Annotated in this window: 20 protein-coding genes; 17 read left to right on the top strand and 3 right to left on the bottom strand. The window is 51.3% G+C overall.

Translation table 11 applies throughout. The features are described 5' to 3' along the window. Positions 1-8 precede the first annotated feature (8 nt). The 4 genes from hflK to AB6B37_RS07875 all read left to right on the top strand — a co-directional run bounded on the left by hflK (position 9) and on the right by AB6B37_RS07875 (position 3,744). Positions 9-1,136, top strand: coding sequence for an FtsH protease activity modulator HflK (gene hflK, locus AB6B37_RS07890; protein ID WP_371398345.1), 1,128 nt, complete (start codon positions 9-11; stop codon positions 1,134-1,136). After that, positions 1,136-2,020 (top strand): protease modulator HflC, encoded by an 885-nt coding sequence (hflC, locus tag AB6B37_RS07885; protein WP_371398344.1) that lies wholly within the window; start codon positions 1,136-1,138, stop codon positions 2,018-2,020. Before hflK ends, hflC begins: the two co-directional genes overlap by 1 nt. Positions 2,021-2,049: 29 nt before the next feature. Then, positions 2,050-2,256, top strand: a complete 207-nt coding sequence (locus AB6B37_RS07880) for a DUF2065 domain-containing protein (RefSeq protein WP_371398343.1) — start codon at positions 2,050-2,052, stop codon at positions 2,254-2,256. Between the two features lie 78 nt (positions 2,257-2,334). Beyond that, on the top strand, positions 2,335-3,744 hold the full coding sequence (locus AB6B37_RS07875) for a Do family serine endopeptidase (RefSeq protein WP_371398342.1): 1,410 nt from the start codon (positions 2,335-2,337) through the stop codon (positions 3,742-3,744). Between the two features lie 11 nt (positions 3,745-3,755). Here the strand turns inward: AB6B37_RS07875 and serB are convergent, their stop codons facing one another. After that, on the bottom strand, positions 3,756-4,649 hold the full coding sequence (gene serB / locus AB6B37_RS07870) for a phosphoserine phosphatase SerB (RefSeq protein ID WP_371398341.1): 894 nt from the start codon (positions 4,647-4,649) through the stop codon (positions 3,756-3,758). Between the two features lie 16 nt (positions 4,650-4,665). On the opposite strand from serB, the gene miaA reads away from it, so the two are divergent. From miaA to rodA, 7 genes are all read left to right on the top strand, one after another. Then, a complete protein-coding gene (miaA, locus tag AB6B37_RS07865; protein WP_371398340.1) occupies positions 4,666-5,574 on the top strand; it encodes a tRNA (adenosine(37)-N6)-dimethylallyltransferase MiaA in 909 nt (302 codons plus the stop codon). Between the two features lie 224 nt (positions 5,575-5,798). Then, the gene (locus AB6B37_RS07860) at positions 5,799-6,506 is read left to right on the top strand and encodes a TVP38/TMEM64 family protein (protein WP_371398339.1); all 708 of its coding nucleotides are present in this window, start codon (positions 5,799-5,801) and stop codon (positions 6,504-6,506) included. A gap of 203 nt (positions 6,507-6,709) precedes the next feature. Next, positions 6,710-7,750, top strand: coding sequence for a rod shape-determining protein (locus AB6B37_RS07855; protein WP_371398338.1), 1,041 nt, complete (start codon positions 6,710-6,712; stop codon positions 7,748-7,750). 45 nt (positions 7,751-7,795) lie between these two features. Further along, positions 7,796-8,716 carry a rod shape-determining protein MreC gene (mreC, locus tag AB6B37_RS07850; protein WP_371398337.1) on the top strand — a complete coding sequence of 307 codons (921 nt, stop codon included), beginning with the start codon at positions 7,796-7,798 and terminating at the stop codon, positions 8,714-8,716. Further along, positions 8,716-9,249, top strand: coding sequence for a hypothetical protein (locus AB6B37_RS07845; protein WP_371398336.1), 534 nt, complete (start codon positions 8,716-8,718; stop codon positions 9,247-9,249). Before mreC ends, AB6B37_RS07845 begins: the two co-directional genes overlap by 1 nt. 7 nt (positions 9,250-9,256) lie before the next feature. Beyond that, a complete protein-coding gene (mrdA, locus tag AB6B37_RS07840; RefSeq protein ID WP_371398335.1) occupies positions 9,257-11,101 on the top strand; it encodes a penicillin-binding protein 2 in 1,845 nt (614 codons plus the stop codon). Then, entirely contained in the window at positions 11,098-12,246 is a 1,149-nt protein-coding gene (gene rodA, locus AB6B37_RS07835) for a rod shape-determining protein RodA (protein WP_371398334.1), read from the top strand. The genes mrdA and rodA overlap by 4 nt, the downstream gene beginning before the upstream one ends. Here the strand turns inward: rodA and AB6B37_RS07830 are convergent. After that, complete coding sequence (locus tag AB6B37_RS07830) at positions 12,191-13,102, bottom strand: response regulator (RefSeq protein ID WP_371398333.1); 912 nt, start codon at positions 13,100-13,102, stop codon at positions 12,191-12,193. The genes rodA and AB6B37_RS07830 overlap by 56 nt on opposite strands. Positions 13,103-13,265: 163 nt before the next feature. On the opposite strand from AB6B37_RS07830, the gene AB6B37_RS07825 reads away from it, so the two are divergent. Together AB6B37_RS07825 and AB6B37_RS07820 are read left to right on the top strand one after the other, a co-directional pair. Next, positions 13,266-14,639, top strand: a complete 1,374-nt coding sequence (locus AB6B37_RS07825) for a sodium-dependent transporter (RefSeq protein ID WP_371398332.1) — start codon at positions 13,266-13,268, stop codon at positions 14,637-14,639. A gap of 170 nt (positions 14,640-14,809) precedes the next feature. Beyond that, complete coding sequence (locus AB6B37_RS07820; RefSeq protein ID WP_371398331.1) at positions 14,810-15,421, top strand: hypothetical protein; 612 nt, start codon at positions 14,810-14,812, stop codon at positions 15,419-15,421. Positions 15,422-15,436: 15 nt separating this feature from the next. Here the strand turns inward: AB6B37_RS07820 and AB6B37_RS07815 are convergent, their stop codons facing one another. Then, entirely contained in the window at positions 15,437-16,447 is a 1,011-nt protein-coding gene (locus AB6B37_RS07815) for a dipeptide epimerase (protein ID WP_371398330.1), read from the bottom strand. A 49-nt stretch (positions 16,448-16,496) separates the two neighbouring features. On the opposite strand from AB6B37_RS07815, the gene AB6B37_RS07810 reads away from it, so the two are divergent. The 4 genes from AB6B37_RS07810 to AB6B37_RS07795 are packed head-to-tail and all read left to right on the top strand — an operon-like array spanning position 16,497 to position 20,076. Beyond that, positions 16,497-17,651 carry an MlaE family ABC transporter permease gene (locus AB6B37_RS07810; protein WP_371398329.1) on the top strand — a complete coding sequence of 385 codons (1,155 nt, stop codon included), beginning with the start codon at positions 16,497-16,499 and terminating at the stop codon, positions 17,649-17,651. Between the two features lie 2 nt (positions 17,652-17,653). Then, complete coding sequence (locus AB6B37_RS07805) at positions 17,654-18,466, top strand: ABC transporter ATP-binding protein (RefSeq protein WP_371398328.1); 813 nt, start codon at positions 17,654-17,656, stop codon at positions 18,464-18,466. A gap of 3 nt (positions 18,467-18,469) precedes the next feature. Further along, the gene (locus AB6B37_RS07800; protein WP_371398327.1) at positions 18,470-19,447 is read left to right on the top strand and encodes an MlaD family protein; all 978 of its coding nucleotides are present in this window, start codon (positions 18,470-18,472) and stop codon (positions 19,445-19,447) included. Then, a complete protein-coding gene (locus AB6B37_RS07795; RefSeq protein WP_371398326.1) occupies positions 19,444-20,076 on the top strand; it encodes an ABC-type transport auxiliary lipoprotein family protein in 633 nt (210 codons plus the stop codon). The genes AB6B37_RS07800 and AB6B37_RS07795 overlap by 4 nt, the downstream gene beginning before the upstream one ends. The last annotated feature ends 5 nt before the right edge of the window (positions 20,077-20,081 follow it).

Below are 20,081 nucleotides of genomic sequence, written 5' to 3'. Positions count from 1 at the left end.
GAGATAATATGTCTGATAATAAGAGCCCATGGGGCGGTAAAGACGGCGGAAAGAAGCCGTCTCGCTCGTCAGGACAGAACCCTTGGGGACAAGGGCAGGGAACCCCTGACCGAAATCGTCCACGTCCGGGTGAAACGTCTGCTGATTTGGAAAATGTAATCCAAGGCTTTAAGACGCGCTTTGGTCAAGGTGGCAATGGTGGTGGTCGCGGTGGACGTCCCGGACGCCCACAAGGCCCGCTCTCCAAATTTGGGCCGTTTGGTATTTTTATCGCCGTTGGTGCTGGAATTATGCTTTTGTCGACGGTTTATCAGGTTGATCAACAGGAAGAAGCCGTTGTCCTGCGTTTTGGTGAATATGTTCGCACGACAGGTCCGGGTTTGAATTTCAAATTGCCGAGCCCGTTTGAGACAACGATTATCCGTCCAACACGCGTTGTCCAAAAAACGACAGTCGGTGGCCGCGACTCGCTCATGTTGACAGGTGACGAAAATATCGTCGATATCAACTTTACCGTCCTATGGCGGATTAACGACCTTAAAGATTATGTCTTTGAGGTGGACGAGCCGGATGTTGCCCTGCGCGGTGTTGCCGAAAGCGCGATGCGCGAAGTCGTAGGCCGATCTGAACTTGAAGACGTGATTACGACTGCACGTTTGGAAACCACAATTGCAGTGCGTGACCTCATGCAGCTTACACTGGACGAGTATAAAGCCGGTATTGATGTCGTCGAAGTGCAGTTACAAAAGGCCGATGCGCCTGAGGGCCGCGTTGTTGACGCCTTCCGCGAAGTTGTTGACGCCACACAGGAAAAAGAAACGCTAATCAACCAAGCGACCGCCGTGCAGAACACTTTAGTTCCAGCCGCGCGTGGTGACGCCGCAAAAATTTTGCAAGACGCCGAAGCCTATAAAGGTCGTGTTGTTGCCGAAGCGCGCGGTGAAGCCGAACGCTTTAACCTGATTTTGGAGGAATACACAGCGGCCCCCCGCGTGACCCGTCAACGGATGTATCTAGAGACGATCGAAGAGGTTTACGCGCCCGCTGAGAAAATCATTTTGGATAGTTCCGCAGGAAGCGGCGTTGTCCCTTACTTGCCGCTTGACCGCTTAGGCAGAAACGCAGGAGCAAACTAATGAAGTTTACTACGATTTTTGGCGTTATTGTCGCCCTTATTGTCATTGGTTTTCTGACCATGACACATACAGTCAAAGAGTTTGAGCAAGCCCTTGTGCTACAGTTTGGTGAAGCCAAGCGGGTTGAAAACCCTTGGGGGCAAGACGCCGACGCGGGCCTTAAGTTTAAGTCGCCTGTTGAGAATATCATCACGCTAGACCGCCGTAACCTAGAGGTTGACTTGCAGCCTGTGGAACTTGTTGCCTCGGATCAAGAACGTCTCGTTGTGGATGCCTTTGTGCGTTACCGGATCGTTGACGCTATCCGTTTTTATGAGGCCCTACAGACAGAGCGCGGCGCACAATTACAGCTCCAATCGATCATGGATTCAACATTGCGTGACGTTTTGGGTCGGGTCGACCGTCCTAACATCATTGCGGGACGCCGTGCCGAGTTGATGGCTGAAATCCAGCAAGTCTCTAATAATGTTGTTAAAGACAAAAGCTTTGGTATCGAAATTATCGACGTGCGGATTAAGCGTGCCGATTTGCCGCCAGCCAACACGGAGCAAGTTTTTAACCGCATGGTGACAGAGCGTAAGCAAATTGCTGAACTTCTACGGTCAGAGGGTCGTGAGCGCGCGCTAGAGATTACCTCAACAGCCGAAAAAGATGCGACAATTATCCGCGCGGAAGCCCAGCAAAAAGCTGAGATTATTCGCGGTGAGGGCGATAAAGAGCGTAACAATGTCTATGCGGCGGCCTATAATAAGAACCCAGAGTTCTTTGCCTTTTACCGCTCTATGGAGGCTTATAAAAAAGGCCTAGGCACAGGCACAACCTATGTGCTGTCGCCTGACAGTGACTTCTTGTCCTATCTTGATGACCAAGGCGGCCCCCGCTAGGGGCGCTCGCAAAACGGATCGCGACCATCATGGGTTGGGGAACTGTTTTATTGATTGCCATAGGCGGCGCTCTCGCAGTTGAGGGTGCCGCTTGGGCTATTTTCCCGCGCGGGATGCGCGATGTTTATGCGGAAATGATGTCGATGCCAGACGTGATGCTCCATCGTGCGGGATTGATTTCTGTGGCATTGGGCAGTGTCATGATTTTTGGTGCGGTTAAGATGATCGGCAGCTAGCCCCTCTCACCCGCGACATAACCGCAATTTAACGTCACTGTGACTTGGCAAAAATTTTCCGCGCGCTAAGGTGAAGCTATGACTTTTCTAACACGACTTTTCCTAGCTATTTCCCTTTTGTTTTTACCGCTATCTGCGGCTTTCGCTCAGACGCGCGGCGTGCCGGACGGTTTTGCGGAACTCGCGCAACGGCTTAGCCCGGCTGTGGTTAATATTTCAACGGCACAGACCGTAGAAGTCGACACTAATGTTGGGCGTTTTCCCGAAGGCTCTCCATTGGAACGCTTTGACGACTTCTTTGGCGGCGGGGATATTGGCGGACGCGTATCAAAATCGCTCGGCTCTGGCTTTGTGATAGATAAAGACGGCTACATCGTCACCAATAATCACGTCATTGAGGGCGCCGATATTATCGAAGTGTCATTTCCGAATGAGGACGTTTACACCGCCACACTTATCGGCCGTGACCCTGCCACAGATATTGCGCTTCTAAAAATTGATGCGGGTAAGGATATGCCGTTTGTGCCCTTTGGCGATGCGTCCAAGGCCGAAGTCGGTGATTGGGTCATAGCGATTGGTAACCCATTCGGCTATAATGGCTCTGTCGCGGCGGGTATTGTATCTGCGCGCTCGCGCAATATTAATCACGGCACCTATGATGACTTCATTCAGACCGATGTCGCTATCAACAAAGGCAATAGCGGCGGACCCCTCTTTAATATGGCGGGCGAAGTGATTGGCGTAAACACCGCGATTTTGTCACCCACTGGTGGCTCTGTTGGTATTAGTTTCTCTGTTCCCGCAGATTTGACCCAATCCGTGGTCGCCCAACTGCGCGAGTTCGGCGAAACCCGGCGCGGCACATTAGGTGTTCGTGTGCAGGCGGTCGATAAAAACTTGGCCAAAAGCTATGGTTTGGACGAAGCTAAAGGTGCGCTGATTACGCGCGTGAATGACAAAGGCCCCGCCGCTACCGGTGGCCTTCGCCGCGGTGATTTGATTGTCGGTATTAACGGCGATGACGTGGTCAATTCGCGTGCTCTGTTCCGCCAAGTTGCGGAACTGCCCATCGATGAAATGGCCACAATAGACTATATCCGTAAGAAAAAGCGGCGCACAGCAGAGGTCAAGATTGACCGCTTGAAAGAAAAAGTCCGCAAGGCTGACGGCACATTAGAGCCGCAAATCGAAGGCGATATCGAAGGCGTCGCCATGGGCGTCTCCGTTGAGGCACTCACCCGTGAGGTTCGCCGTAAGCACCGTATCAAAGACGATGTGGTCGGTGTACGCGTGGTTAAAGTTGCGGCCAAGAGTGAGGCCTCTGGCAAGATTGTCCCGGGCGACATCATCGAAGAGGTTGGGTTCGAGCCCGTAGGGTCACCCGAAGCCTTTATGGACGCCGTCAAGTCCATGGAAGAGGGTAGCAGCCCCGTGACAATCCTTGTGAACCAAAACGGTAATTATAAGTTCTATTCACTCATGCTCTAAGCGTTGCCGCCTTACTGGACAAAGTCAGATTCGCGGTAGCCTTGGAAATATAGCGCTGTCGTTAAATCTGTGTGATTAATCGCGCAATGGGCTGCCGCCGCAACGGCGGGTTTAGCGTAATAGGCAATACCAAGTCCCGCCGCCGTTATCATCGCCAAATCATTCGCCCCGTCCCCAATGGCGACCGCCGATAGGGGGGCGTTATCTGTATGGGCGTTCAACGCGTCTAGCTTGGCTTGACGGCCCAAGATTGGCATTTTCACTGTGCCTGTTAGCTTGCTGTTCTTATCCAATAGGACATTGGCCTGATGGCTATCAAAACCGCAAGCCTCTGCAACGCGGCCCGTGAAAAACGTAAAGCCTCCCGATACAATCACAGTTTTCGCCCCAGCGGCCTTCATTGTCTGGCATAAGGTCCGAGCACCCGTGTTAATCGATATGCGGTCCTCAAAACACTGTTGTAGGACGGATAAATCCAACCCTTTCAATAAGCTAACGCGTTCAGTCAACGCACCGTCAAAGTCTATCTCGCCGCGCATCGCACGTTCTGTAATGGCGCTAACGCGGTCTTTGACGCCCGCAAAATCGGCTAGCTCGTCAATACATTCCTGCCCGATAAGCGTGCTATCCATATCACAAATTAATAGCGACCGTTTACGTCCCTCTAACCCCGCGACACAGACATCACCGAGAATGTCTTTGCGCGTCATGAAATCGGCAATGTCGCTTTGTAATCCTTGCGGTGCATCAGTGTCGATAATGACGTCAACGGCTTTATCACCCGACAGCATCTCGACTTTTTTCACGGGTAGCGTCTCAATCAAATAATCAATCACGGCGTCAATGGCCGACTTTTGCGGTTTCGCCAAGACGATAGTCGCGCTAGAGCCTGTGTGTCGTGTCATGTGAAGGACCCTTATTGTGAAACCCGTTGTGTGTATTGCAGGCCCAACCGCCAGCGGCAAGAGTGCTTGGGCGGTGCAGATTGCAAAATCTGTGAATGGCGAGATTATCAACGCTGACGCCATGCAGGTTTACAGTGATTTGCGGGTCATCTCGGCACGTCCTGACGTTCAAGAGATGGAGGATGTGCCGCATCATTTGTTTGGCCATGTCGACGGGGCTATACGGTATTCCACGGGCATGTGGCTGCGTGATGCCGTGCCAGTGATACTCGATATTATGGCGCGGGGGCGTGTACCGATTGTGACGGGCGGTACGGGGCTTTATTTCAAAGCGCTCACACAGGGGCTGGCGGCGGTGCCAGACGCTGACATATCGGATGCCACGGCATTACTGGATAAGGACGGTATCAAGGCCCTAAGAGCGACCGCGCTACGCTTAGATCCGATTGCGACGGCGCGCGTGTTGGGCGATGATCCGCAGCGCCTTATCCGTATTGTTAGTGTTGCGAGAAATACGGCAAAACCGCTTAGCGTATGGCAAGCTGACACAAAGCCTATCGTTCCGCGTCGGTATTGGCGCGGCGCGGTATTATTGCCTGACCGCGCACAGCTATACGCCCGCATCAATGCGCGGTTTGATGCCATGGTCGATACTGGGGGCCTTGATGAGGTCAGAGCGTTAATGCTGCGCGGGTTGCCAGCGGATTTACCCGTCATGAAAGCCATTGGCGTGCAACAGTTTAAAGATTGCCTTGATAACGCAGATGCCCTCGCGGCCTCCATAAAGATTGCGAAACGGGATACGCGGCGCTTTGCGAAACGGCAATTTACGTGGTTTCGCGGGCAAGCTGCGGATTGGGATACCGTGGAGAACGTTTCACAACGAACAGCGTTCATGGCAAAAATTTCTAATTTTAACGATTGACGGCGCATTAAGGGTAAATTATGCCTTAATAGCTCTTTAAACGGAGCAGTCATGCGCAACTTACCGTTTTGGTGAAAGGTGTTCTTTTTTTAAGGACGCCTTTTTTTTATCAGTGGCGTCAATGAACCCGCTGTCGCATTCTGTAATCTGTGTTGAGATAATGTCATGTTTTCATAGCTTGCGCTGTGACCTCAAAACCGTAAGAGCATAGGCGTGAGGTCATTATGCGTCTGCCGCAATTTTTTCTAACGATGGATAAAAAAGCTCTGCGCGCGGTAAGCGTGCTGGTGATGATGTTCCTTATCGTTGCGGTTATTATAACATGGGCGCGCGGCTTCATGACTGTTGATGACGGCGAGTTGTCTCGCTTGCTTATCTCTTTGAAAAGTTCTGGCTTGGCGCTGCCTGTCACGATTTTTATCTTTATCGTCGCAAGCTTTATCGGCATGCCGCAATGGGTTCTTATCGCGATCTGTGTTGCGGCCTTTGGGCCTGTTACGGGGGGCGGTTTTGCCTGGGTCGCAACGCTGTGCTCCGCCAGTGTCAATTTCTGGCTCGCGCGATTGATGGGGGCTGCACAATTGGAAGTGCTGGCGGGTAAATTTGTAACCCGTATCGTGACGGTTATTAAACGTAATGCTGTGCTGACCAGCTTTGCTGTACGGCTTGTCCCAACGGGGCCGTTTATCCTTGTGAATATGGCGGCGGGAGTCTCTGGCATGGCCTATGTTTTGTTCATGCTGGGCACGGCGCTGGGGATAATGCCCAAGATAATTATGGTCGCGCTTTTGGGCCAGGGGGTGCTAGAGTCTGGCGATAGTCGTATGGCGCTTTTGGCTTTTGCTGGGGCTGCGGGTGTCGTGATTTTATTGATGTTACTGGCAAGACGCTATCTGCGGCGGTTTGTAGACTTAGGAAACAAGACGCAATAGCGGAAAATACGGGCTTTTGCATAGGGATGGCTTGCTTTTTTCAGGTTCAACCCGCATTAATTCAATGCACACGAATCGTGTTGCGGGACAATGATTTTAATTTTGCGTTTTTAAGTGGGACATGACCGATACCGATGACGTTTCGGTTGCTCGCTTCGTTTAAAAAGCAAGGCTCGTCTGGAGACAGGCGATAAGGACATAGAATGCTATCCTATATCTTCGGCGCTTTTTCATCTGATATTGCTATCGACCTTGGTACGGCTAACACGCTTGTCTATGTAAAGGGCCGCGATGTTGTCCTGAACGAACCATCCGTCGTCGCCTTTAGTTATAAAAACGGTCGCAAGGTTGTGCACGCTGTGGGATCAGAGGCGCGCATGATGCTCGGCCGCACACCAGGTAATATCGAAGCCATCCGCCCGATGAAAGACGGCGTGATTGCTGATTTTGAAGTCGCCGAGAAGATGATTAAATATTTCATCGAGAAGGTGCATAACCGCCGCCGCTTCCTCCAGCCAAAAGTCGTCATTTGTGTCCCATCAGGGGCAACCGCCGTGGAACGCCGCGCTATTCACCAATCGGCTGAACAAGCGGGTGCGTCCCATGTTTATCTTATCGAGGAACCCATGGCGGCCGCCCTTGGCGCGGGTCTGCCTATTCACGAGCCATCAGGCTCTATGGTCGTTGATATTGGCGGCGGCACAACAGAAGTCGCCGTTCTTTCGCTTGACGGTATTGTGTATTCGCGGTCTGTGCGCGTGGGTGGTGACAAAATGGATGATGCCATTATCCAATATGTGCGCCGCACGACGAACCTGTTAATTGGTGAAATGAGTGCCGAGCGTGTAAAAAAAGAAATCGGCTCTGCGACCATGCCTGATGATAACGAAGGCATGACGGTACAGATCAAAGGTCGTGACCTGATGAACGGCGTGCCGCGCGAAATTCGCGTGACAGAAGCCATGATCGCGGAAAGCTTGGCCGAACCCGTTGAGCAAATCGTTGAAGCCGTGAAAACAGCGCTGGAATCAACACCACCAGAACTGGCCGCCGATATCGTTGATAAGGGCATCATGTTAACGGGCGGCGGGGCGTTACTGCGCAATCTTGATGTTGAACTTCGCAACCGCACAGGACTGCCCGTGTCTATTGCTGATGACCCGCTGTCTTGCGTTGTGCGCGGCTCGGGGACTGTGGTCGAGAATTTGAAAAAATGGAAGAGCGTGCTCTCCAGTGGCGTTTAAGCGCGCATATCTCTGTCTTGCTAGACTAACACAGCGTGTGGCCACGTGAGGGGCGGCTCTGAAAACGCGTTCCAACGCCGCCGCACATTCCTCAGCGTTGTTACAATATTATTCGTCATTTCCGTTTTGACGATGCTGGTCGCGCGCAGCGAGTCGGACGCCTTTGCTAAGCCTCGCGCCGTTATTGATAACATCACAGCCCCCGTCATCAATGTCATCAATATGCCCATCCGCGGGGCCGAGCGCATGATAAGTAATATGAAAGCGCGCAGTGAAACGTTTGAAGAGAACGAGCGTCTACGGGCAGAAATTGCGCGGCTGAAGGATGTCGAAATTCGGGCAAAGGCGCTGCAGGATAAAATCAACCAGTTTGAAGAGATATTAAAAACTGATATTGTCGATGATATCCCGACCCTTAAAATACCCGCACGCGCGGTTGCCGAAACGAATGGGCCTTTTGTGCGCTCTGCCCTTTTAAATGTCGGACGCAATGACGGTGTAAGCAAAGGGCATGCTGTGATGACGACGGACGGTTTATACGGCCATATTGTGCGTGTCGGGAACGGGTCATCGCGCGCGTTACTCCTGAATGATCTAAACTCGCGTATTGCGGTGAAGTCTGCCCGCAGCGAAGCCCGCGCCATATTAATTGGGAATAATTCCGCTACGCCGTCCTTGTCATTCATTGGTCCAGAGGCCGATTGGAAGCCCGGTGACGGTGTTGTCAGCTCTGGCGATGAAGGCGTTTTGCCAGCAGGTCTGCCGATCGGGCAGGCGGTTGCTGCTGCGTCCGAGCGCGCGTTTAATGTGACGCTTCATACAAACAAACGTGCTGTAGATTGGGTCTGGGTCTATCCGTTTACACCTATTCAAGAGCCAGACGAAAACCCTGATGAAGACATTACAGCCCAAGCGGCGTCAAACGGCGGCCCTAGCGCATCAGCGGATAGTGCAACGGATCAATAATGCCATTTGTTGATAAGATATCAGACCAGAGATCACGCGGGCTCGCATTAAGCGGTATCGCCTCTGTGCTTGTGCTTACGGTCTTGTCTCTGCTTAGTGTCAATATATTGACCTACCATATCGGCCTGTCGTTTTTGCCTTTGGCAGGGCTTTACTTATGGCCACGCCTTGCCAATCCAATGCTAAGTGTTTTGGGTCTATTTGCGCTGGGATGCCTTGCTGATATGTTGGGTGAAACACCCCTTGGGTTTTGGCCCTTTGTTTATTTAGTGTATTTCATGGTCTTTCGGCCTGACACGCGCGAAACATCATCAAGCCTAATGGAGCTATGGCTTGGTTTTCTGGTCGCCGTTATTGTCGCCGCACTCACGATGCTTGTCGCCAGTTTTATATTCATAGGACAGCCGATAAAATTAACGTCCCTAATTTTTGGTTGGGCTCCTGTTTTAAGTCTCTTTCCGCTTGTTTATTTGGGCTTGCGCGCCATTGGTCGCAGAAGCACAGATGGCAGCGGTGCCGGTTTTGTGACATAGGTGTCCCGTGAGTGATGACCGTATTGACCCATCCTTAATTACCCGCCGCACAGCGTTTCTAGGCGTGGCGGGGGCGCTTGGCATGAGCGCTCTAACGGCGCGGCTCTATTATCTGCAAGTCGTTAAGGCAGAAGACTACACAGTTCTTTCTGACCGCAACCGGTTTAATTTTAAAACACTTATCCCTGAACGCGGCCGCATATTAGACCGTAACGGTGTCAGCCTCGCGGTGAACCGCCAAGATTTCCAAGTTATGATCGTGCCTGAACAAGTTGACGATGTTGACGGCACGCTTGATGCTATTTCCGATATTGTCCCGATAACGGATAAGGTTCGTGCGCGCGTGAAACGCGAAGCAAAACGCCGCGCGCGGTTTATTCCTGTGTTGGTTGATAGTCATTTGGATTGGGACGCCTTCGCTGCGCTTAATCTTCGCACACCCGACTTGCCGGGTGTTGCACTGGATGTTGGGCAGGGGCGCCTCTATCCTCACAAGGGGTTATTCACTCATACGTTGGGCTATGTCGGCACAGCGGGGCCAGACGATATTGCTGTTGATAAGGATCCCTTACTGCGTCAACCGTCTTTTCGAATTGGCAAAACAGGGGTCGAGGCGGCGTCTGATAAAACCCTGCGAGGTAAAGCGGGGCGATTAAAGGTCGAAGTCAATGCCCGTGGCCGTGTTGTGCGCGAATGGCCAGACCCAAAGGAAAAGCCCGTTTCGGGTGACGATGTCTGGTTAACACTGGACGCGGATTTACAGCGTCATGCCGCAGACCTATTTGAAGAGGATAGCGGCGGCATTGCGGTCATTGACGTTATGACAGGCGAACTGCGCACGCTTTTATCTATGCCAACATTTGACGGTAATTTATTCGTCTCAGGTCTGACGGCGGCCGATATGGCAGCGATGAATGCGAGCGAGAAACGCCCGCAGTTTAACAAAGTCATTGGCGGCGGTTATCCGCCCGCATCGACTTTTAAAATGGTGGTGATGCTTGCTGGGCTAAAGGAAGGTCTTATTGATCCCAAAGAGAAGATATTCTGTACGGGTCGTGTGCGCTTAGGTAACCGCAATTTTCACTGTTGGAAACGCCGGGGTCACGGGCCAATGGATTTACGCGATTCATTGAAACAAAGCTGCGATGTTTATTATTACGAAATTGCCAATCGCCTGGGTATTGACCCTATTCATGATATGGCGCGACGTTTGGGTTTCGGCGAGCGTTTTGATATTGGTATCTCTGGGCAAACATCGGGTATTGTGCCCAATGATGCATGGAAACAGGCGCGGCTTGGTGACGGCTGGCGAACAGGCGATAGCTATAATGCGGCCATTGGACAGGGGTTTGTTTTGACAACACCGCTGCAAATGGCTGTTATGACAGCGCGGCTGGCCAATGGGCGTCGGGCTGTAAATCCCACATTGATTATTGGCCAAGATTTAGACGGGTTTGACGCGTTGGATATTGACCCCACCCATTTGCAATTGGTGCGCGACGCTATGTGGTCGGTCTGCGAAGAGCCGGGCGGTACGGCCTACCGCGCAGATAGTCTCGGCTTTGGGGGCATTGATATGGCCGGCAAAACGGGCACAGGCCAAGTACGCAGCATTTCACGGGCCGAACGCGAAAGCGGAGTTCGGTCAAATGAACGCATTGCGTGGGAATTACGTGACCATTCCGTCTTTGTTGGATACGCGCCATTTGAAGCGCCGCGTTTTGCGGTCGCCACACTCGTTGAACACGGCGGATCTGGGGCAGGGCGCGCTGCTGATATTAGCCGCCAACTCCTATCTATGGCTCTCTCACGCGACGGGGTGAAACCATTATCGCCCGAGGCTCGATTATGAGTATGCGGCGCTCCATGTCTGGATCAGCTGTTTCCAATTCGCTGATTGGGCGGCTTTATGAGGTCAACTGGCTTCTTTTTGCGCTGGTTTACGTTATTGGTGCCGTCGGGGTGGCAATGATTTTAGCGGCCACTGACGGGGTTTGGAACCAAGGCGCGCTACAGCATTTGGTGCGCTTACTTCTCGCGGGTGGGTTAATGCTCACGATTGCTTTGATCGATATTCGTGTGTGGTATTATTCGGCTTATCCTGTCTATGCGGTGGCGCTCTTGCTGTTGGGCGCGGTTGATATATTTGGCGTGACCGTCAATGGCTCTCAGCGTTGGCTAGACCTACCTTTCATACGCTTGCAACCATCAGAGATTATGAAGGTCGCCATTGTATTGGCTTTGGCGCGTTATTATCATGATTTGCCGAGACGCAAGGTTTCCACCCCGATTGGCTTATTAGGCGCTTTGGTCATCATAGGCGTGCCGATGCAATTTATTTTGCGGCAGCCAGATTTGGGCACCACTATTTTATTGGTTGCGACGGGCTTTGCGCTTGTGTTCCTAGCGGGCGTGCGGTGGCGCGTTATTGGCGGGGCGGCCATAGCGGCCATGGTTATGATACCGCTATTTTTCAAATACGGACTGAAAGATTACCAGCGCAGCCGTATTCAAACCTTACTATCACCAGAATCAGACCCCACAGGTGCGAGTTATCACATTATCCAGTCTAAAATCGCGCTCGGGAGCGGCGGTTTGTCTGGCAAAGGATATATGCAGGGCACGCAGCGCCAAGGCGAATATGTGCCAGAAAATACCACAGATTTTATCTTTACAGTGATTGGCGAGGAATTCGGGCTGATTGGTTGTGTCGCAACAATACTGGCCTATAGCGCATTGATGGCACTGTGCTTGTTTTTGTCGACACAGACGAAACATGTGTTCTCAAGGCTTTTAATTTTGGGGATAACCACGACATTCGCGCTTTATGTCTTTATCAATATGGCAATGGTTATGGGATTAATCCCTGTTGTAGGGGTGCCTTTACCTCTGATTTCTTATGGCGGCACAGTGATCTTAGCTGTGATGACAGGCTTTGGGCTTATCCTGTCTGCGCATCTATACCGGGGGTCTGAGCTACCCCGGGGTGGGGATTAGCCGTCGTCGTGGGCAGCGCATGAATAGCTATAAAGCTGTTTAATTCGGGCCGTGTGATGTCCAAGCAATCAACAAGATCAGTCAAAAGCGGCTTCATATTGGCAGGTTTAGCATTTTGAAGTTGCGCGGCGAGTTTACTACCTTTCAAAATGCCGATATTGGCGGCGGACCCTTTTAGCGCATGGGCAGAGCGCCGAAAGCTTTCAATACTGCTGGCATCACCTGTGATGGCCTCGGGCAAATCATCGTGCAGTCGTTCGATAAAACCTTCCGTCGACGCCCAAAACCGGTCGATTAATCTGGATAACATATCGGCAGGCGCAGCATCGCAGAGCGGCGACAGCACCGTTTTATCAAGCAAGGCGAAATCGTGTCCCGTCTTTGGAAAAGTCGTCGTGTCTGCGTGCATAGGCTTAGCTAAGACTTCGGTCTGGTGTGAGCGGTTCCACGCCTTGACAATATCCCCGATACGAAACGGTTTCAGCAGCGTCTTGTTCATACCAACGGCTTTTACAGCGTCCGTTATAGAGGTATCAGCATAGGCGGTAACAGCAAATATCGGAGTCTTACGATTGTAACGGCAGGTTTTGCGAATAGCGGCAGCAGACTCAAATCCATCTATGATCGGCATTTGTAAATCCATAAGGATAAGGTCGAACCGTTCAATCGCGCTAAGTTGTATTGCGATACGGCCATTATGCGCCAAACTGACATCGCAGTCTTCGCGCTCAAGCAATGTTTTCATGATAGTCCGGCTGGCATAATTATCATCAGCAACAAGGATGTTTTTAAACGGCAAACCAACGGCGTCTTGGGGATTTAAATTTTGCGGAATGTGAGACATATTATGCGCCATTGTTGTCTTCTTATTGGCAACCTAAGATATTTATATGAAGAGAACGTAAAGATAGGCTGTAAGGCGCATTGTGATTTCGTGCATAAGCTGGGCGTTTTGCCGTTAAGACCTTGACCAAACTCATCAGTTCCGCGACTGTATGGAAAAATTATAGGGGATTAATATGGCAGGACTTCCTAGCTCAGAGACCGTTCAATGGTCGTCTAAATTTGCATTTACTATGGCCGCGGTGGGTTCATCCGTAGGTCTTGGTAACCTTTGGCGGTTTTCCGCGGAGTTAGGCACAAACGGTGGGGCAGCTTTTCTTGTAGTATATATAGCCTGTATCATCTTCGTTGGTATTCCAGTCTTGATGAGCGAATTTATGATTGGCCGCGCTGGTTTGGCTTCTAGCGCTGTTGGCTCACAAACTGATTTGGCCATTCGAAGCAATGTCTCCAAAGGTTGGAGCGGCGGTGCGTGGTTTGGTATGATAGCGTCGTTTCTGATTGTTAGTTTTTACTGCGTTGTTGCGGCATGGGTGTTGAATTATCTAGTGCGTTTTTTGGGGAATGGTTTTCAAGGTCTATCAGCTGAGTCTATTGCACAACAATTCCCGGATATGCTCGCTGACCCGCTGGGTAAAGAAAGCGGAGTTGTCAAAGCTGTATGGCCATACTTTTTCATATTCGCTGGTATTACGACATGGCTTGTGGCTCGGGGCGTCAATAAAGGTATTGAAACAGCGGCAAAACTTTTGATGCCACTCTTCTTTATTCTTCTGATTGGATTGGCGGCGTATTCTCTCATTACGGGTATGCAATCAGGCGGCACAGCACAGGCATTTTCTTTCATGTTCACGCCTGACTTTTCAAAAATAACACCTGCTGTGGCAACATCGGCGCTAGGCCAAGCGTGCTTCTCTATCGGTATTGGTAACGCCATCATGATTACTTATGGGTCTTACCTTCCGCGGTCTGTCAGTATTCCGAAGGCTGCGGTAACGATTAGTCTTGTCGACACACTAGTTGCCATTACGGCGGGCCTCGCGATTTTTCCAATTGTATTCACCCACGGTTTAAATTCTGCGGGTGGTGCCGGGCTGTTCTTCCAAACACTGCCGACAGCGTTGGCTGACTTTTGGTACATCGGTGCGGCGTTCTTCTTCTTGGCTTTTTTCGCAGCGATTACGTCATCCGTGTCATTGCTAGAGCCGTCCGTAGCTTATGTCGCAGAGAAATTTAAACTAACAAAAGCGAAAGCGGCATGGCTGACAGGTGGTGCGATTACCTTTGTCGGTTTATTTTCACTCATGTCGCCGGCCTTCTTCGACTTTATCGACACAGGGCTTGCGGGTCCGATCTTGGCGCCGCTGTCTGCGCTGTTGATTGTCTTGTTTACAGGATGGCGCCTCAGCAAGACCATTATAGCGCAGGAAATTGCTGGCGAAGGCGAAGCCTTAGGTAGGTTCATCTTATTCTTTGTCAAATATGTTGCACCTTTATTTATGGGGTTTGTCCTCGTTCGAGGTATTCTTCAGCGCTATTTTGGCATTTAAAATTAAAATCCTTTCACATTAAAGCGCAAACGCAGTGCATCCCTTGCACTGCGTTTTTTTTATAGTAAAAGAATTGTGTGATGTGGGGCATTCACACAATATTCAGCAAGTCTGAGTATGTTAGGCTGACCTAGTTGATGGACGTCCATCATCACGAATTGGGGATTTTGATGCGACTAAAGTTACTCTGCGCGAGCTTGGCAGCTATGTCCTTAACCGCCTGTGCCACCGTCGATATGACGAGCATGGCCGGAACAACATCAATATCTGCTCAGCAAACATCCCCGCAAGGTAACGTCGTTGAACGCGCTGCCAGCAAACTTTACGCCGTATTTGTCAATAAGGGTTGGGCAGCAAAGGCCTCTCGCAAACGCGTACAATCCACGGCTAATGTCCTTTTAAAGGGTCTAGAGCCAACTGTCGCTGATATGAACGCAGGGTCTTATGCAGACACAGCAACCAGCTACGCGTCATTATCATCTGATATTCGCGCGGCACAGCAACATGTCGACCAAACCGTCAAAGCGGCAGAGGTATATTTGGCGATGTCTGATTTGGGCGTCAACATGCGTGCAGAGCTCAGCAGTTTGGAGAAAGCCCTGATAACGTCTCGTCAGGCGGAGGTAGTTTTCAGCACGGCACTTGAGCGTTTGAACCGCACAGACTGTCCCGATTTCGCAAGTTATGCCGCGCGTGTTAATGCCCTGCGTGATGTGACCGATGAATATGGCCAGCGTGTGCGCCAGACATCATCACCGCTTAAAACAGCGGGTCTTGGCTAGCGACCCTTAAAACACTTATATCAGCCGTAAGGCTCCACGTGGCTGCCCCCATAGGGCATTTGGTGCGGGATCTATAAACTCTCCATGATAATGAATGCCTGGGTTTCTATCCTTGGCCAGAAGCAGTGCACCGTCCAAATCCACCACATCGGCATAATCCATCAATAACGTCGCGGGGGCCATGGCCAGTGATGTGCCCACCATACAGCCAATCATAATAACGAAACCCTGTGCCCGTGCTGTTTGGATGAGTTTCACCGCTTCTGTTAGACCGCCTGTTTTATCAAGTTTCACATTCACCGCGCGGTAGCCTGCCTTATGCAGGGCAGGGAGTTCCGTGCGTGTATGAAGGCTTTCATCGGCGCAAATGATAGGCAACATGTCGGCTGCGTCAAAGGCTGATGTCTCGCTGGACGGCACAGGTTGTTCAATCAAGACTACAGGATAGCCCGCGAGACGGTCTCGCATCGCGCGGGTTTGTTCAAAGCTTAGCGCTTCATTCGCATCAATGATGAGTTCCGCGTCAGGGCGCGCTTTAAATATCGCGAGAGCGGCTGCTAGGCCGCCGTCATAATCCCCAATCTTTATTTTAAGCAGGCTATGGATCTTGGCCTTTATTGCGGCGGTTTGCATTTTCGCAGGCGTATCGATGGAAAGTGTAAAAGCCGTGCGTGATGTCTTGGACGGCAGGAGGTTGAGCATCTGCGCCACCGATTGTCCCGTCTGTTGCGCCTTTAAATCCCACAACGCACAATCCACCGCATTACGCGCCGCACCAGCCGGAAGGAAGTCTTGCAGCGTCTCCGTGCTAAGGCTCTCTAGCTTATCAGACAGGCTGTTGATTTGCGCGCAGACGCCATGAGCCGTCTCGTTGTAGCGCGCATAGGGACGACATTCGCCGTATCCTGTGTGAACGCCGTCAGTAATGGCGACTGTCACGACAATCACTTCGGTCAAGCTGCTGCGTGAAATCCGAAATGTTCCTGCTACAGGCCAATGTTCGATTGTTGAATTTATTTCGCGCAAAATTTATCCTTTTCTTGACCTACACGCCGTTGCACAGCACCTTAGCACTATGAATGACGCTTCGCTTCAACATTCAAGGATAAATCCTGATTTTGCGCTACGTTTTGACGGCGAATGCGCCTTTATAACCGCGCGCGGGGATTGGAGTCTTAACACAATCACCCAAGTTGACGCGCAGGTCAGCGACGCCTTGGCAGGGCATAGTTATAATGCAGTGCAATATGATCTGGACGGCGTAACCAATCTTGATACGGCGGGTGCCTATATTCTAGCCCGTGCGGCGCGGTGTGACGCGGAGAGCTGCTTTAGTTGGATGATAAAAACGCCCAATAAGGGGCAACAAACATTGCTGCAAGTCGCTGCTGATGCGCGTATGGGACGACCGCCGCCTGATATAAAACCTTGGTATGAAGTCATGGTTCGCATGGGTATGGCGACCGAAAAATTCGTCAAAGAGACCTATGATACGCTTGCCTTTCTGGGCCAATTCATGGTTATCATGGGCAAATTGATCGTGCAGCCCCAGCGTATCAAATGGAAATCCGTTGTCGCGCTTATCGAAGAGGTCGGCTTAAACGCTGCACCTATTATCATGCTGCTCAGCTTTTTCATTGGGGCCGTGCTTGCCTATATGGGCGCGAATTTATTAGCGTCATTCGGCGCGCAAATATTCATGGTCGAACTGGTTGGGTTCTCGGTGTTGCGGGAATTTGCCGTGTTGATCACTGCGATATTACTGGCGGGACGCTCAGATTCTGCTTTTACAGCGCAAATTGGCGCGATGAAAATGCGCCAAGAAATTGACGCGATGAGTGTCATTGGGTTGGACACATTTGAAACATTAGTTGCACCGCGGGCTATTGCCTGTCTTGTCAGCGCGCCGATTTTGACATTTTTTGCCATGATAAGCGGGATATTTGGCGGCATGTTGGTCGCATGGCTTGGGCCAACGGATGTAACGCCTATCTTGTTTTTTGCGCGTCTAAAGGACGCCGTGGATATGAATCATTTTTGGGTGGGCATGGTCAAAGCCCCGTTCTTCGGACTTATCATTGCCATTATTGGCTGTCGACAAGGCCTTGCGGTGTCAGGTAGCGTCAACTCCTTGGGGCAGCGCACGACATCATCCGTCGTGCAGGCGATTTTCGCGGTTATCACGCTTGATGCTATGTTTGCCATGCTATTCTTACAGTTGGACGTTTAACCATGAGCTTGACCTTAGACATGACAGCCCCACCGGTTGAAGCGCGCGGTATCCTTTCGCAATTTGGACCGAATGTAATCCATGAAAATCTAGATTTTCGCGTGAATAACCGCGAAATTGTCGGTCTTGTTGGGGGCTCTGGATCTGGTAAATCCGTGCTGATGAACACGCTGTTGGGATTAAAGCAGCAAGAGGGCGGCGTTGTGCGCTATTACGGCCAAGACCGCCGAGAGCTGACGCCCGAGCAACGCCAATCGATTAACAATCAAATTGGCGTGTTGTTTCAAGGCGGGGCTTTGTTTTCATCCTTGACTGTTCGCGAAAATATCATGGTGCCATTGCGTCAACATGCGGACTTACCGCTAAAGCTGATGCGTAGCTTGGCCGATATGAAAATTCATATGGTTGGATTACCGGCAACGGCGGCGACCTTGTTTCCGTCTGACTTATCTGGCGGGATGAAAAAGCGGGCTGGGCTGGCGCGTGCACTGGCGCTTGACCCGTCAATTCTTTATCTTGATGAGCCAACAGCGGGTCTTGACCCGATTGGGGCTTCGGCCTTTGACGAACTGATATTGGGATTGCGCGAGGCCATGGATTTGACGGTGATTATGATCACCCATGATTTGGATAGCTTGTTTCGCATCTGTGACCGTGTCGCCGTGTTAGTTGATAAACATATTGCCATTAACGACAGCTTGCCTAATGTCATGGCCTATGACCATCCATGGGTGGCAGAGTATTTTGGTGGGGAACGCGCACGCGCCGCACTCAACGCGGGTGTCAAAGATATTGTATCAGAAAGCAGGGGCTAGGACATGGAAAGCAAAGCAAATTATGCCCTGATTGGCGTCTTTGTCTTGGTCGCAATGGCCAGTATTCTAAGCTTTATTGTGTGGCTATCCAGCGCGCAATTTGACCAGAAATATGATAATTATGATGTCGTGTTCCAAGGCGCCGTGCGGGGGCTGTCCCAAGGCAGTGAAGTGCGGTTTAACGGCCTTCGTGTCGGCGAAGTGACGGCTCTGAAACTCGATCCGAATAACACGAATGCTGTGGTCGCCAGCATTCAAATTCAAGCTGAGACACCCGTGCATACGAATAGTAAAGCGCAGCTAGAACCGCTAGGCTTGACGGGGTTGAACTATATTCAAATTTCAGGTGGCACAGATGAATTTCCGTTGATGTCAGAATTACCAGGGCGTGGGCCGCTGGTTATTCCGGGACAGATGAGCCAGATTGATACGCTGGTTGAGGGCGGCGAAGACGTAATTATTGGCGCGCAGCGCGCGCTCGGGCGGGTGAATGCGCTTTTGAGCGAGGACGCGATTTTAGATTTCCAAGGCATCTTGTCCAATATCCGAACCATCACAGCCAACCTTCAGGACGCTGATTTGGACACGGATATTATCAACCAAGTCCTGCTATCTTTTGAGAAAGCCGCCATCGACGTAAGCGCGGCAGCCATCGCTGTGGACGATGCCGCCACGTCCTTTGACGCGCTTGTAACCAATGATGTGGCGTCCGTGATATCTCGGGCCGAAGTGAGCATGGCGCAGCTTGATAAAACGCTTGCTGATTTCTCTGGCTTTGCAAAGGGCGGCGAGGCGCTAACTGTTGATACGCGTGACGCGATTAACCGTCTGTCTAATTCTGGCATCACAGATATCGAAGAAACCATCGACGGCATCCGCGACGTGGTCAGTAGCCTGAACGATGTTGTCACCTCGCTCGAGGCTAATCCGCTTCTATTTATTGCAGGCGAAGAACGCGAAACTGTGGAGATACCCCAATGATAAAAAGCCTCAATTTTGCTTGTTTTGCTGTGGCTTTGACGACGTTGCCGCTGTCTGGCTGTGTGTCCAGTATTTTACCTGATCCGGCCCCTGCTGATATCGTTTACCGCTTATCAACCCAGACAGCATCCGTGGCGGCCAATGCTGATGCCGCGGTGATGCGTGTGGACCGTCCGGCCGTGTCCAAAGCGTTGCGCGGCGAGGATATTGTCATATCGCCAGATGGTCGCCGCTTAGCGGTGGCAGAGCAAGCCCGTTGGGCCGAAGCGTTACCAGACCTTATCCAAGATTCGATGCTTGATGTGTTATCGGCTCGCGCAGACTTGGTCGGTGTTCTGCCAACATCGGGCGCACGCACGGAATATAGGGTGCATTTGACTGTTAGAAGCTTTGAATCAAACTTTGATAATGGGCAGGGCAGCGCTCCGCTGGCGACGGTTCATTATGCTGTGACCTTTTCAAATTCGTCCACACGTGCGTTGCTTGGGACTTATGACGTTCGAAAAACACAGCGCGCGAGTAGCTTTAGCGTGCCCGCGATTGTTGAGGCACAAGACAGTGCCAATTTAGAGGCCCTAACCGAGGTTGCAGATTGGATAAGCGATGTCTTGTCAAAGACGCGCAGCTAGTCGCA

Origin of the sequence: Fretibacter rubidus (assembly GCF_041429785.1) — a bacterium.
In the GTDB taxonomy this organism is placed as follows: Bacteria; Pseudomonadota; Alphaproteobacteria; order Caulobacterales; family Maricaulaceae; genus Fretibacter; species Fretibacter rubidus.
This window is presented reverse-complemented; position numbering and strand designations above follow the sequence as displayed.

Excerpts from the sequence above, each read along its gene's own strand:
- AB6B37_RS07825 (WP_371398332.1), top strand. The coding sequence starts at position 13,266 with ATGGCAGGACTTCCTAGCTCAGAGACCGTTCAATGGTCGTCTAAATTT.
- rodA (WP_371398334.1), top strand. The coding sequence starts at position 11,098 with ATGAGTATGCGGCGCTCCATGTCTGGATCAGCTGTTTCCAATTCGCTG.
- AB6B37_RS07795 (WP_371398326.1), top strand. The coding sequence starts at position 19,444 with ATGATAAAAAGCCTCAATTTTGCTTGTTTTGCTGTGGCTTTGACGACG.
- AB6B37_RS07875 (WP_371398342.1), top strand. The coding sequence starts at position 2,335 with ATGACTTTTCTAACACGACTTTTCCTAGCTATTTCCCTTTTGTTTTTA.
- hflC (WP_371398344.1), top strand. The coding sequence starts at position 1,136 with ATGAAGTTTACTACGATTTTTGGCGTTATTGTCGCCCTTATTGTCATT.
- AB6B37_RS07810 (WP_371398329.1), top strand. The coding sequence starts at position 16,497 with ATGAATGACGCTTCGCTTCAACATTCAAGGATAAATCCTGATTTTGCG.
- hflK (WP_371398345.1), top strand. The coding sequence starts at position 9 with ATGTCTGATAATAAGAGCCCATGGGGCGGTAAAGACGGCGGAAAGAAG.
- AB6B37_RS07880 (WP_371398343.1), top strand. The coding sequence starts at position 2,050 with ATGGGTTGGGGAACTGTTTTATTGATTGCCATAGGCGGCGCTCTCGCA.
- AB6B37_RS07830 (WP_371398333.1), bottom strand. The coding sequence starts at position 13,102 with ATGGCGCATAATATGTCTCACATTCCGCAAAATTTAAATCCCCAAGAC.
- AB6B37_RS07845 (WP_371398336.1), top strand. The coding sequence starts at position 8,716 with ATGCCATTTGTTGATAAGATATCAGACCAGAGATCACGCGGGCTCGCA.
- AB6B37_RS07855 (WP_371398338.1), top strand. The coding sequence starts at position 6,710 with ATGCTATCCTATATCTTCGGCGCTTTTTCATCTGATATTGCTATCGAC.
- AB6B37_RS07860 (WP_371398339.1), top strand. The coding sequence starts at position 5,799 with ATGCGTCTGCCGCAATTTTTTCTAACGATGGATAAAAAAGCTCTGCGC.
- AB6B37_RS07800 (WP_371398327.1), top strand. The coding sequence starts at position 18,470 with ATGGAAAGCAAAGCAAATTATGCCCTGATTGGCGTCTTTGTCTTGGTC.
- AB6B37_RS07805 (WP_371398328.1), top strand. The coding sequence starts at position 17,654 with ATGAGCTTGACCTTAGACATGACAGCCCCACCGGTTGAAGCGCGCGGT.
- AB6B37_RS07820 (WP_371398331.1), top strand. The coding sequence starts at position 14,810 with ATGCGACTAAAGTTACTCTGCGCGAGCTTGGCAGCTATGTCCTTAACC.
- serB (WP_371398341.1), bottom strand. The coding sequence starts at position 4,649 with ATGACACGACACACAGGCTCTAGCGCGACTATCGTCTTGGCGAAACCG.